Genomic DNA, 11,739 nt, shown 5'->3' on the forward strand with positions numbered 1-11,739 from the left:
CTACAGAAATGCTTTTAGGTTGCCCGATGCCCTGCTTACTGCCGGTATGGGGGCGCAAAAAAGCTAACCGAAACCCGCAGGCGACGTAAGTGACAGTAAACAGGCCAGAGCGCTTATCGACAGATTTGAAAACATCCGGAACGTTTTTGTACAGCAGTCAGAAGGCCGCAACCGCGGCAAGCCGATCGTCAAAGTAAACCTGGGCGCGTCAGCGCTCTTCATACAAAACGAGGTAAAGCTGATGAACGAACTGAAAGGTAAACGCGCGCTGGTGACAGGCGCTTCCCGCGGCATTGGCGCAGCCATCGCGCTGTCGCTTGCGCAAAAAGGGGCTGACGTTGTGATTACGTATGAACGTTCCGCCGAAAAAGCGCAGGAAGTCGTGCAGGCAATTGAGAAAACCGGCCAGCGTGGTTTCGCCATTCAGGCGAACAGCGCGGATGCGCAGGCCGTGGAGCGCTCGGTAAAGGAAGCGGCAGAGCAGCTCGGCGGGCTGGATATTCTGGTCAATAATGTCGGCATTGCCCGCGTGGGTTCGCTGGTTGAGATGAGCCTGGAGGATATCGACGCGCACCTTGATATTAATATTCGCTCCGCCGTACTGGCTTCCCGGGCGGCGATCCCCCATCTGGGGCAGGGAGGGCGCATTATTACTATTGGCTCCAACGTGGCTAACCGCGTGCCGCAGCCAGGGCTTACGCTCTATGCGCTGACCAAATCGGCGCTTATTTCGTTTACCAAAGGGCTGGCGCGGGATTTAGGCCCGCAGGGCATTACCGTCAACCTGGTGCAGCCGGGGCCGGTAGATACTGACATGAACCCGGCAAACTCCGGCGACTTCGCCGACCAGAACCGCCAGTTTACCGCGCTTGGCCGTTACGGCGAGCCAGCGGAGATAGGCGCGGCGGTGGCGTTCCTGGCAAGCCCTGCTGCGGCATTTATTACCGGCTCTGCGCTGACGGTCGATGGCGGCTTTAACGCCTGAATCTTTCCTCACGGCGTCGCCAGAACACAAAAAAGGCCGGAATGTTCCGGCCTTTTTCTCATTACGCTTAACCTGAGACGGTCTGCGGCGTTTGCTGCTGTTGCTTGCGCCCGTGCTGGCGGCGCAGTTTATCGATCAGGCGGTGCGCTTCCGCGCGCGACGCCACAGCAGGCGAAGAACCGCTCAGCGGCTTACGCGCCGTTTCACGAAGCGTCAGCACCGTAATAAGGCCGATTACGCCCGCGCCCATCATATAGTAAGCAGGCATCATCACATTATGCGTGGTGTCGACAAGCCAGGCGGTAACCAGCGGCGTAGTGCCGCCAAACAACGATACAGACAGATTAAAGCCAATCGCCAGCGCGCTGTAGCGGATATCCGTTACGAACAGCGCCGGCAGGGTGGCGGGCATGGTGCCGCTAAAGCAGGTGTGCAGGAAACCGAGCACCACCAGACCGGCGAAAACCGCCCACATGTTGCCGGAGCCAATCAGCATAAAGCAGGGCACCGCGAGCACGATTAACCCCACCGCGCCAAGACCAATCACCGGACGACGGCCGATGCGGTCAGTCCAGTGGCCCCACATCAGCGTCAGCGGCATCATCACGAACATCACCACCATTACCAGCAGCAGCCCTGTCAGTTCGCTCAGGCCCAACACGCCTGTCAGGTAGCTTGGCATGTAAGAGGTCAGCATGTAGTTGGAAACGTTAAAAATCAGCACCAGGCCGATGCATTTCAGCATCTGCTTTTTGTACTTATTCAGCATCTGCCACAGGCTCAGGCGCGGCTTGCTGTGCTCAAGCGCCTCCTGTTTGTCCATGTGTTCTTTAAACGCCGGCGTCTCTTCAAGCTTCAGGCGAATATAAAGCCCGAACAGCCCCAGGGGTGCGGCCAGGAAGAACGGCACGCGCCAGCCCCAGTCCAGCATCGCCTGCGCCGGAATGGTGGCGATCATCACCGTAACCAGCGTCGCGCCCAGCAGGTAACCGCCCAGGGTGCCGAACTCAAGAAAGCTGCCCATAAAACCGCGGCGTTTATCGGTGGAGTATTCAGCAATGAAGGTCGCCGCGCCGCCATATTCGCCGCCGGTGGAAAAGCCCTGAACCAGACGGGCAATTAACAGCAGTACCGGCGCCATGATGCCGATGCTGCCGTAGTCCGGGATAAGACCGATGCAGAAAGTGCCCACTGACATCATTATCATCGTCAGGGCAAGGATCTTCTGGCGACCGAAGCGGTCGCCGAGCGGGCCAAAGACCAACCCGCCGATGGGACGCACCAGGAACGCGGCGGCGAAGGTGCCGAAAGAGGCGATAAGCTGCGCGGTGGCGCTGGCGTCCGGAAAAAAGACTTTGCCGATAATCACGGCCAGATAGCTGTATACGCCGAAGTCGAACCACTCCATTGCGTTGCCAAGCGCAGCGGCGCCGACGGCGCGTTTGAGCAATTTGCTGTCGATTACGGTGATATCGTCTACAGTTAATTCGCCTGGTTTTGCCGTGGCGGTTGTGTGAGTTTGTTGATTGGTCGAGATCGTTCTGGTGCTCATAGACTCCCCATGAATACGAATGAAGCGATCTTATAGCTTTCGCAGCCGTAACGTTCGTATCAAAGAGGAAAAGAAAGCTATAAGAGGCTAAAAATTGTGACCGGTCGCACAAAGGCGCCGGGCAATACCTTAAATAAAATGCCATCCCTGTGCAACTTTGCAGTGTTAAAAACTACCTTTTCATTGTTTTTGTCCATAAAAAACTATCCGGCCTGGCAGGCCGCCTGCAAAATATCTGCCTGCTTAACGGGAGCCTCACCGAATAATTGTCAATTATTTGTCAATAAGCGCTGGAAATCAGGTAAATCCACTGTTGCCGGGAATGAGACGCGGGCAGTCGCTGCGGCCCGCTTTTTTTGTACAAAAGTGTTTCGCCGCGCTGTTTTTGGCCGCGAAATCGTAGCTGAAAGCGACACCCTGGAAGCCTGCCTGCGTTAACCACGCACCCTCCTGCTTGCTTCAATAAACGCAGCGGCGCGGCAGGTTTTGCGCAGCGCGATGAAATCCTCTGCCGCCTCGCTTTTTCAGCACGATACAGGCCAAACAAAAATTATTTATTAAAATTCAGTGAGATAACGAAAAGTTTCATCCAATAACCATTCGCGCAAAAAATAGATCACAGGTGATTAAAAAATCTACTGGATATTTAAACAGGGATTGTTTACTATTTCTTCAGTTTAACTGGTATTAGTGTCAGTGAAGTGAGTGGTGAAAGCTATGGTTATTGCTTTAGAGAATCTCAATCCTCAGGATCAGTCGGCGACGATGAGCAGCCGCGAAATCGCTAAGCTGATGGGGGTAACCCACGGCGAAGTGAAGCGTATGGTCAAAAGTCTGGAAACGGCGCAGCGCCTTTCGCAGCCGGTCACGACCAGCCTTTATGAGCGCGAAGGGGAGATGCTGCAAGAGTTTTTGCTGAATAAACGAGACTCGCTGCTGACCGTTGCGCGCATATCGCCAGGCTATACCGCAGAAATGCTTGACCGCTGGCAGGAGCGCGAAAAGCAAATCGTTCTGCCGGACTTCACAAACCCGGCAGCGGCGGCGCGCGCCTGGGCGGAAGAGTATGAAAAACGCAAACAGGCGGAAGAGCAGCTGGCCCTTGCCGCCCCAAAGGCGGAGTTTTTTGACTCCTACATTCAGGTTGATGAGTCGTTGGGCTTTCGCCAGCTATGCAAAATGCTGAAGGCGAAAGAGCCGGAGTTCCGCCAGTTCCTGCTGGAGCGCAACATTATGCAGCGGGCGAATGGCGCGCTGATGCCCGCCCAGCATCACATTCAGGCAGGTTATTTTACCGTGCACGGCGGCATGGGCGAAAACCGCCACACTTACTCGCAGGCGCGCTTCACGGCACGCGGCGTTAAGTGGATTGCCGGTCTCTGGGCGGGGCACTTGTCATCCCGTCCCGCAGAGCCCAGAATGCCAGAGCGTAAAGAGCTGGCGCAGGGGCCAGGCTGGTTTTAACCCATCCGTAAACCCTTCTGCGGTATCGCCACAAAAGAAATCCACGCCACGGCGTGGATTTTCGCTTCTTAACACAGGCTGTTATGACCTCAATAAAAATTGTTTGTCTGAGCTTTTTTTGCATCATTTTGCTTTCCCTGGCAGCGAGCCTCGCCCAGGCGATGCACCAGCGGGATTCAACCGAGCAGGGCGGATGGTGGTCTGCCCGGCGCGATTCCGCAGGCCTTGCGCCGGACGCCCGGAAAAACAGCCGCCTCGCCATCGTGCAGGTTTATGCTGCACCGACCTGGGGCTGGAAGGGGGTGGTGGCGGTGCATCCGTGGATCATCTTTAAACGCGCGGGCGAGACAGACTATAACCGCTACGAGGTGATTAGCTGGGGAGCGGGCGAAAAAGTGCGCCGCAACCGCAATACGCCGGATGGCTACTGGTACGGCGCTAAACCTCGCCTGCTGGTGGAACACCGCGGGCCGGCAGCGCAGGCGATGATCCCGCAGATTGAGGCGGCCATCGCCTCGTATCCGTGGCCTGACAGCTATCGCGCCTGGCCTGGCCCAAACAGCAACACGTTTATTGCGCATATTGGGCGCGAGGTGCCCGCGCTGAAGCTCGACATGCCAGCTAACGCGGTGGGGAAAGATTTCCGCTCGCTGCTGAACCCGGTTGGCCTGCCGCCATCCGGGCGCGGCGTGCAGGTTTCGGTGCTCGGCGTGGCTGGCGTGACGCTGGGCGCGGAAGAGGGCGTGGAAGTTAACCTGCTGGGGCTGAACGTGGGGCTCGATTTCACGCCGCTGCGTTTGCGCCTGCCGTTTATCGGCGGCCTGGGACGCGACAACCTGCAAAAGAACAATCCGCCCGGTCCGGGCGATGAAATTAGCTGAATCAGAGAAAACAAAAATCCACGCGCTTGCGTGGATTTTTTTCGCCTGAACCCTCGCCACGCACGGATGACATCTACCTGCGCGTGCGTCTGCATGGCGGGTTTATCCGGTCGGGTTTGCCTGTTGTGTCACCGCGCTTACCGGCTGAGCCGCTAACCTGGCTCTTCGCTGCCCGCCGCCGTTTTGCAACGCGCGTTCAGCGCTGTTTGCGTTCGTGTTCAATTAGCCATTCTTTACGCGCAATGCCGCCGCCATAACCGGTCATCGCGCCATCTTTGCCGATGATCCTGTGACAGGGGATCACAATAGCGATTCGGTTTGCACCATTGGCTGCGGCTACCGCGCGTACCGCACCGGGCTTCCCAAGCTGCGCGGCAAGGGCCTGATAATGCGACGTGCGGCCATAAGGGACATCCCGCAGCGCTTGCCAGACGGCGCGTTGAAATTCACTGCCCGGGGTATCAAGCATGAGCTCAAACTCCCGGCGCGTGCCGCAAAAATATTCGTTAATTTCTTTTTCCGCCTGCCGGGTATGGCTATTTTCCCCTGACATGATCCGGGCATTGAGTAAGCGCTGGAGGTCACGAAATTCAGTCTCGAGCATACGTCGGTCGGTAAATTCCAGCAGGCAGACGCCACGTTCCGTCGCGCAGACAAACATTGGCCCGAGCGTGGTGGTAAAGCGGTGAATGACAATAACCTGCGTCTGTTCCGTTGGCGCGACGCCCGTGAGCTGCTTAAAAGCGTAACCAAAACCGCTGAGCGATTCATAGCCATTATCGAAAGCGACATCGGTGGCGGTTCGTCCGCCTTTCAACGCCTGAAGGGCAATATTCACCCGCTGCATACGCTGATAAGCCTGGAAGGTAATCCCGTGATGTTGCAAAAACCACCGGCGCACCCGTTCGGGGCTGATGTCCTGCTTTCGCAGCGCTGCATCGCTTATTCGTGTTTCAGGATGCGCCCGCACCAGTTCAAGCGCCTGTTCAACAAATAACGGCGCGCTGTGCGCATTTTCAGTGGGCCTGCATACCTTGCAGGCGCGAAAACCCGCATCCAGAGCAGCTTTAACATCTCTGTAGAACTCCACGTTTTCACGCTTCGGCTTTCGCGCCCGACAAACCGAAATACAAAATACGCCGGTCGTTTTGACCCCAACAAAAAACACGCCCGTATAGTCTGAAGCGCGTTCAAGCAAGGCCTGATACCAGATGTTGCACAGGTCATTATCGAGAACTTTCATCAACAAAAACTCCTGCAAATGACTGTTGCGACTGAATAGCGAACATGAGCGCTTCAAGCTTCGATTGCATCGCCGAATGAACGAAGTTCCCCATTGAAATACGGCTGACGCCCGCGTTTTTTAGTTTTCCGAAAGCCGCAAGGCCAGGCATACACATGACGTTCAGCGGCAGGGCTATTTCTCTGGCGATCACCGCCATCTCTTGTTCTGACGTGAGGCAGGGAACAAAAAGCCCATCAGCGCCAGCTGCCTGATAAAGCCGACCGCGTAACAGCGTTTCCTGCAATGCCTGCTCATGGTTTAGCAGGTAAGTATCGGTACGGATGTTAAAGAATAAGCAATAGCCCGCTTCGTCCAGCGCACGGCGAACCGCTTTTAATGTCGAGGCAAATTCGTGCGCATCAGCAAGCTGCCTGACGCCGTTAATCACTTTGCTGTCTTCCAGGTTTATGCCAGCAACACCAAGCCGGGCAAGAGATGTCAGATGTGCGGCGATTTGCGCGGGCGTTCTGCCAAATCCGGCTTCCACATCAACGCTTAATGGCAGGTTACTGACAGCTTTAATGCGGGTAACGATATAAAGCAACTCCTCAAAAGCGAGGGCTTCGCCATCTTCGTAACCTAACATTGCGGCAATCGCCGCACTTGACGTGCCTGCGGCCTGGTAACCCGCTTTGCGCGCCGCGACAGCGCTTGCCGCATCCCAGACGTTGGCAATAAGCAGGGGGGGTGTTTGATGGTGAAGCTCAGCGAAGTGCATGGTCATCTCCTTGAAAGGGCTTGAGGACGAATCTAGAGCATTCGACAAAAGCCCGACAACCGAAAATCGGACGACCATTTTTTTACTCTGTTGCCAGCGCAGGTTGCCTCAGCACTGAGCGAAACGGGCGCACGCTCCCGCTAAACCTCAACACTTTCAGGTGTATAGAGCTTCATACCATAGGGGCAGAGTTTAAAAAGACATCCCCTTTTGTTCGCGCAGGGTTGATGAAACGCTTTGATATTTCCCGGGCAGTCGGTTTTATGCAGGATTGACGTCCACAGCTGGGAGTCATAAGGAAAAGCATGAATAATTTTAAGATCCCGCGGCTTACCATTAATCAGCATTTCCGGGTTTTGTGTGGATATTATATTGCCTGGCCTTAAGAAGTAGCTGTCTTTATACCAAAGTATAAGTTTGATATCTTTCGAAGAAGTAGCAATTGAAAATGCAGTGCCGGTTGAGGGGCAGGCCAGTGAATCAATAATCTTCCATTCCATATTCTTTCCTTGCGTATTGCTCGCCAGACGCGCGCGTCTTGGCTTTTTCCTAAAATTCATCCATTGTGGATAAAAAATAGCATTAGGGGTTGCCATATGCAAGATAAGCAAAAAAAGCTTTTATTACTTTTATAAAACCTAATATTTGTTTGGAAGCGGTAAGTAATTTATGAAAAATGTAAAAGGGCTTTAGTTATTTGTTGATCAATATGTCAGGGCGTCGCCCGGTACGTAAAAAATTATTCAACAATTAATTTCTTCACGAAGCGCTTTCTTACTTCCTGATAACCATTTTTTTGATAGAACTGATGGGCTCGCTCTCTGCGCTCGCTGCTTGAAAGCTCTATCTGGCTACAGCCCATGCTCCCGGCCTGCTGCTCGGCTTGCGCAAGCAATCTCTCGCCGACCCCTGCGCCGCGAGCTGATCCATCAACAACCAGAGCGGATATTACGCACCAGGCGTTATCTTCATGAATGGGTAAAACAAAATGAAACACAATAACGCCATTAATTTTACCTTCAGCTTCGGCAACAAGCGTCTTTCTGAAAGCGTCATTATCTTTAAGCAGGGTAGCCAGTTTTATCGCGCTGGTGGAGTACCCAAGCTGCAAAAATAAATTAACCAACTGCGGGGCATCTTTTTCTTCAGCTATACGTGTTGTAATCATTATTTAATTCCTGCTTAACGTTTTCACGAAATATATTTGTGATTCAGTATATCCCTGCCTGGAATAAAAACGATGGGCGTCTGTCCGGCGGGAATGGCAATGTACTTCAAGACGGTCGCACCCTTTTTCTTTCGCAAGGCGGGCGGCATATTTCTTAAGTAATTTTCCGGTGCCTTTTCCGCGTTGCTGTGAATCAACGCAAAAATAGTTTATTCGGCAGAAATCACCGCGTAGCGCAAGTTGGGGGATAAAATGCAGCGAGATGACGCCGATAACGGTCTGCTCTTCTGCACAAACGAGTAAATGCTCATCAGGGTGGCAAGTAAGTTGAAGAATTTTGTCATGGATAAAATCTTTCGTACCTGGATAACCCAGCGCATCAAAAAGCGTGGCAATAACAGGCGCGTCTGCAACGGTAGCTTTAGGTATGAGGGACATTTATTAGCTGGCTTATCCGGTTCATTTTCAGGCTAAAGCATCCTTGCAGCGATGGAGCAGGAGCGTGCTTACCCGCGATCCCCTGCCCACACTATAGACAAGCGTATGAAATGAAACAGCTACGAATATTGATAGTTTTATTACATACGCCATAGCGGTGATTATCAGATGATAATTGCCGACATCAGGCTTTTCACCTGAAAGCGCAGGGCCATAGATATAAGCAGGCTTCAGTCCAGCCCGCCGCGCGTTTTTTGCAAACGGCGCTAAGAATGCGCGCCTGTTAAATCACCGCTTAACCCGCGAGGGCGGGCAGGCTGGCGGCGACGATTTGAATGGCCGATGCGTAAACCGCCTTCATGCCATCGACTGCCATTTTTTCAGACTGCTTAAGCTGCTCCAGTATGTTGCCTGCGTCCACAGACTTTCCTGATGCAATTAAAGATGACACCGCCCGTCCTATAACAACATTAATTTCATCCGCAGCGTGCGGAAAAACGATATCCATTCTGGTTCCTCCGGCGATCGAATCTGCTGTTTGCTGTCTGGCCGGCGGCGTAAATAAACGCGTTAGCCCGGTCTAATCTGACAGGTTAAAAGAAGCATAGCGGGTGGGAAACGAAGCGTTAATGGGTTTTATCTGAAGTCGATATCAGCAATAAGCAGGCATAGCGGCCCAGGGTTAAAAAATCTTCGGCTCCTGGATTATTGATTAACCCTCTTCATGGCTTAGATTCAGGGGCAGGAGAAGGCCTGTTAGGACAGGATAAAAAGAAAAATCCACGCAAAAGCGTGGATTTTATAAGCTTTTATGGCATCTCTGAGATTATTTAAACCTCATGAGACAACACGTTTTATTTAGACGTTGAACAGGAAGTTCATCACATCGCCATCTTTAACGATGTAATCTTTGCCTTCCGCACGCATTTTGCCTGCTTCTTTCGCGCCTTGCTCGCCTTTGTAGGCGATGAAATCTTCATAGGCGATAGTCTGGGCGCGGATAAAGCCTTTTTCGAAGTCGGTATGGATTTTACCAGCCGCCTGCGGCGCAGTGGCGCCGACCGGGATGGTCCATGCGCGAACTTCTTTCACGCCCGCGGTGAAGTAGGTTTGCAGGTTCAGCAAGGCATAGCCTGCGCGAATGACGCGGTTCAGGCCCGGCTCTTCCAGACCCAGCTCCTGCATAAACTCGTCGCGCTCTTCGTCGTCCAGTTCAGCGATATCGGCTTCAACGGCTGCGCATACCGGCACGACCACAGAGCCTTCCGCTTGCGCGATTTCGCGCACTTTGTCCAGGTAAGGGTTGTTCTCGAAACCGTCTTCGTTGACGTTCGCGATATACATGGTCGGCTTCAGCGTGAGGAAGCTCAGGTAACGCACCAGCTCTTTCTCTTCTTTGCTGAGATTCAGCGCGCGCAGCATGCCGGCGTTCTCAAGCTGCGGCAGACATTTTTCCAGTACCGCCAGCTCTGCTTTCGCGTCTTTATCGCCGCCTTTCGCTTTTTTAGAAATGCGGTGAATGGCGCGCTCGCAGGTATCAAGGTCCGCCAGCGCCAGCTCGGTATTGATGGTGTCAATATCTTCCGCCGGGTCCACTTTGCCGGAAACGTGGATAATATTGTCATTTTCAAAGCAGCGCACCACGTGACCGATAGCTTCGGTTTCACGGATGTTGGTGAGGAACTGGTTGCCAAGGCCTTCGCCTTTAGAAGCGCCTTTTACCAGGCCTGCGATATCCACAAATTCCATGGTAGTCGGCAGGATGCGCTGAGGCTTAACGATTTCCGCGAGCTTGTCCAGACGCGGATCGGGCATAGGAACGACGCCGGTGTTCGGCTCAATGGTACAGAACGGGAAGTTAGCTGCCTCGATTCCCGCTTTGGTCAGCGCATTGAACAGGGTGGATTTACCGACGTTCGGCAAGCCGACGATACCGCATTTGAATCCCATGGTTTAAATCACCTTAATATCTTGATAATCAGGGGGTTGCTAATAACCCAATGATGAAACAGAACGAACTTCGCCTATTATACACGTAACAGCGCGCCAACGGGCGGAGAAATCAGCCCACAGCGCGGTAAAATGCCTTTTATTGCGCTTTAAAAGTGTGCAGACGGTTAGTGGCTTTGGTTAACCCATCCTGAAGCCAGACCTCGGTGCAACGCGCCGCTTCGTCGATGGCGTCATCAATCAGCTTCTGCTCGCTAACGGGCGGTTTGCCCAGTACAAAGCCCACAACTTTGTTTTTATCGCCCGGATGGCCAATTCCGATGCGTAAGCGGTGAAAGCCAGGGTTATTGCCCAGCTTGCTGATAATATCTTTAAGCCCGTTATGGCCGCCGTGACCGCCGCCCAGCTTGAACTTCGCTACGCCCGGCGGCAGGTCGAGTTCATCATGCGCCACCAGGATTTCATCCGGCGCAATGCGATAAAAGGTGGCCATTGCCGCCACCGCTTTGCCGCTCAGGTTCATAAAAGTCGTCGGTACCAGCAGGCGGACATCATTGCCCGCCAGAGTCAGACGCGAGGTATAGCCGAAAAATTTGGCTTCTTCTTTCAAAGGCGCGCGGTGGCGCTCCGCCAGCAAATCTGTATACCAGGCTCCGGCGTTATGGCGCGTTGCCGCATACTCGGCGCCCGGGTTCGCCAGGCCGACAATCAGTTTAATCGTCACGTTATTGTTCCTGAAAAGCGCTAAATTCGCGCCGTAGTGTACTGTGACGCCTGTAAAATCACAAAGCGCAACAGGCCATACGACTGAAACTGAATAATTCCGTGTTGTAATAATTAGAATTTCAATTTGATCAGTACCTTATTTGTAAAGTTTTGTGGCAAATATATCCGGAATTGTGACCTGTCCCGCAACGGCAATCTATAAGCGTTACCTATACTTTACACACAAGGAGAGGGGGCATTCCCCATCAACCCATTTACCCGGAGGTGACTTATGAGACGCAAAAACGCTTCATTGCTCGGTAATTTTCTGATGGGGTTGGGGCTCGTGGTAATGGTTGTCGGCGTGGCCTATTCCATTCTTAACCAGCTCCCGCAGTTGCAACTGCCGCAGTTTTTCGCCCATGGCGCGGTACTGAGCATTTTCGTTGGCGCTGTATTGTGGCTTGCGGGCGCGCGCGTAGGCGGGCATGAACAGGTTTGCGACCGCTACTGGTGGGTAAGGCATTTCGATAAACGTTGCCAGCGTAACCAGCACCGCCAGAATTAACCTTCAGGCATGAGAGAAAACGGCT

At 53.4% G+C, this 11,739-nt stretch carries 14 protein-coding genes; 5 read left to right on the plus strand and 9 right to left on the minus strand.

Annotation, left to right across the window (positions count from 1 at the left end):
* Window positions 1-238: 238 nt before the first annotated feature.
* On the plus strand, window positions 239-985 hold the full coding sequence (locus DW56_RS03495; RefSeq protein ID WP_199899850.1) for a 3-oxoacyl-ACP reductase family protein: 747 nt from the start codon (window positions 239-241) through the stop codon (window positions 983-985).
* 67 nt (window positions 986-1,052) lie between these two features.
* Here DW56_RS03495 and proP read toward each other — a convergent pair whose 3' ends face one another.
* The gene (proP, locus tag DW56_RS03500) at window positions 1,053-2,537 is read right to left on the minus strand and encodes a glycine betaine/L-proline transporter ProP (RefSeq protein ID WP_024552264.1); all 1,485 of its coding nucleotides are present in this window, start codon (window positions 2,535-2,537) and stop codon (window positions 1,053-1,055) included.
* 96 nt (window positions 2,538-2,633) lie between these two features.
* Here proP and DW56_RS22295 point away from each other — a divergent pair, with 96 nt between their 5' ends.
* The 3 genes from DW56_RS22295 (at window position 2,634) to DW56_RS03510 (ending at window position 4,882) form a co-directional block, all read left to right on the plus strand.
* Window positions 2,634-2,975, plus strand: a complete 342-nt coding sequence (locus DW56_RS22295; RefSeq protein ID WP_152976856.1) for a hypothetical protein — start codon at window positions 2,634-2,636, stop codon at window positions 2,973-2,975.
* 279 nt (window positions 2,976-3,254) lie between these two features.
* The gene (locus DW56_RS03505; RefSeq protein WP_024552265.1) at window positions 3,255-4,001 is read left to right on the plus strand and encodes a phage antirepressor KilAC domain-containing protein; all 747 of its coding nucleotides are present in this window, start codon (window positions 3,255-3,257) and stop codon (window positions 3,999-4,001) included.
* A gap of 83 nt (window positions 4,002-4,084) precedes the next feature.
* Entirely contained in the window at window positions 4,085-4,882 is a 798-nt protein-coding gene (locus tag DW56_RS03510) for a DUF3750 domain-containing protein (protein WP_029589730.1), read from the plus strand.
* Between the two features lie 196 nt (window positions 4,883-5,078).
* Here the strand turns inward: DW56_RS03510 and DW56_RS03515 are convergent, their stop codons facing one another.
* The 8 genes from DW56_RS03515 to pth all read right to left on the minus strand — a co-directional run bounded on the left by DW56_RS03515 (window position 5,079) and on the right by pth (window position 11,165).
* On the minus strand, window positions 5,079-6,125 hold the full coding sequence (locus DW56_RS03515; RefSeq protein ID WP_024553854.1) for a bifunctional transcriptional activator/DNA repair enzyme AdaA: 1,047 nt from the start codon (window positions 6,123-6,125) through the stop codon (window positions 5,079-5,081).
* On the minus strand, window positions 6,109-6,885 hold the full coding sequence (locus tag DW56_RS03520; RefSeq protein ID WP_024553855.1) for an isocitrate lyase/PEP mutase family protein: 777 nt from the start codon (window positions 6,883-6,885) through the stop codon (window positions 6,109-6,111). Before DW56_RS03520 ends, DW56_RS03515 begins: the two co-directional genes overlap by 17 nt.
* Before the next feature lie 140 nt (window positions 6,886-7,025).
* Window positions 7,026-7,385 (minus strand): anti-adapter protein IraM, encoded by a 360-nt coding sequence (gene iraM, locus DW56_RS03525; RefSeq protein ID WP_024553856.1) that lies wholly within the window; start codon window positions 7,383-7,385, stop codon window positions 7,026-7,028.
* A 239-nt stretch (window positions 7,386-7,624) separates the two neighbouring features.
* On the minus strand, window positions 7,625-8,053 hold the full coding sequence (locus DW56_RS03530) for a GNAT family N-acetyltransferase (protein WP_024553857.1): 429 nt from the start codon (window positions 8,051-8,053) through the stop codon (window positions 7,625-7,627).
* 3 nt (window positions 8,054-8,056) lie between these two features.
* Window positions 8,057-8,491 carry a GNAT family N-acetyltransferase gene (locus DW56_RS21245; RefSeq protein ID WP_071789795.1) on the minus strand — a complete coding sequence of 145 codons (435 nt, stop codon included), beginning with the start codon at window positions 8,489-8,491 and terminating at the stop codon, window positions 8,057-8,059.
* 295 nt (window positions 8,492-8,786) lie between these two features.
* Window positions 8,787-8,999 (minus strand): hypothetical protein, encoded by a 213-nt coding sequence (locus tag DW56_RS03535; RefSeq protein WP_024553858.1) that lies wholly within the window; start codon window positions 8,997-8,999, stop codon window positions 8,787-8,789.
* Window positions 9,000-9,349: 350 nt separating this feature from the next.
* Complete coding sequence (gene ychF, locus DW56_RS03540; protein ID WP_024553859.1) at window positions 9,350-10,441, minus strand: redox-regulated ATPase YchF; 1,092 nt, start codon at window positions 10,439-10,441, stop codon at window positions 9,350-9,352.
* 139 nt (window positions 10,442-10,580) lie between these two features.
* Window positions 10,581-11,165 (minus strand): aminoacyl-tRNA hydrolase, encoded by a 585-nt coding sequence (gene pth / locus DW56_RS03545; protein WP_024553860.1) that lies wholly within the window; start codon window positions 11,163-11,165, stop codon window positions 10,581-10,583.
* 273 nt (window positions 11,166-11,438) lie between these two features.
* Between pth and ychH the strand changes: the two genes are divergently transcribed.
* Window positions 11,439-11,714 (plus strand): stress-induced protein YchH, encoded by a 276-nt coding sequence (ychH, locus tag DW56_RS03550; protein ID WP_024553861.1) that lies wholly within the window; start codon window positions 11,439-11,441, stop codon window positions 11,712-11,714.
* The last annotated feature ends 25 nt before the right edge of the window (window positions 11,715-11,739 follow it).

Origin of the sequence: Franconibacter helveticus LMG 23732 (genome assembly GCF_000463115.2) — a bacterium.
GTDB lineage: Bacteria > Pseudomonadota > Gammaproteobacteria > Enterobacterales > Enterobacteriaceae > Franconibacter > Franconibacter helveticus.

What these genes read in the sequence shown, in the direction of transcription:
- DW56_RS21245 (WP_071789795.1), bottom strand. Translation starts at nt 8,491, where the DNA reads ATGTCCCTCATACCTAAAGCTACCGTTGCAGACGCGCCTGTTATTGCC.
- DW56_RS03505 (WP_024552265.1), top strand. Translation starts at nt 3,255, where the DNA reads ATGGTTATTGCTTTAGAGAATCTCAATCCTCAGGATCAGTCGGCGACG.
- DW56_RS03520 (WP_024553855.1), bottom strand. Translation starts at nt 6,885, where the DNA reads ATGCACTTCGCTGAGCTTCACCATCAAACACCCCCCCTGCTTATTGCC.
- DW56_RS03510 (WP_029589730.1), top strand. Translation starts at nt 4,085, where the DNA reads ATGACCTCAATAAAAATTGTTTGTCTGAGCTTTTTTTGCATCATTTTG.
- DW56_RS03530 (WP_024553857.1), bottom strand. Translation starts at nt 8,053, where the DNA reads ATGATTACAACACGTATAGCTGAAGAAAAAGATGCCCCGCAGTTGGTT.
- iraM (WP_024553856.1), bottom strand. Translation starts at nt 7,385, where the DNA reads ATGGAATGGAAGATTATTGATTCACTGGCCTGCCCCTCAACCGGCACT.
- ychH (WP_024553861.1), top strand. Translation starts at nt 11,439, where the DNA reads ATGAGACGCAAAAACGCTTCATTGCTCGGTAATTTTCTGATGGGGTTG.
- proP (WP_024552264.1), bottom strand. Translation starts at nt 2,537, where the DNA reads ATGAGCACCAGAACGATCTCGACCAATCAACAAACTCACACAACCGCC.
- DW56_RS03515 (WP_024553854.1), bottom strand. Translation starts at nt 6,125, where the DNA reads ATGAAAGTTCTCGATAATGACCTGTGCAACATCTGGTATCAGGCCTTG.
- DW56_RS03535 (WP_024553858.1), bottom strand. Translation starts at nt 8,999, where the DNA reads ATGGATATCGTTTTTCCGCACGCTGCGGATGAAATTAATGTTGTTATA.
- ychF (WP_024553859.1), bottom strand. Translation starts at nt 10,441, where the DNA reads ATGGGATTCAAATGCGGTATCGTCGGCTTGCCGAACGTCGGTAAATCC.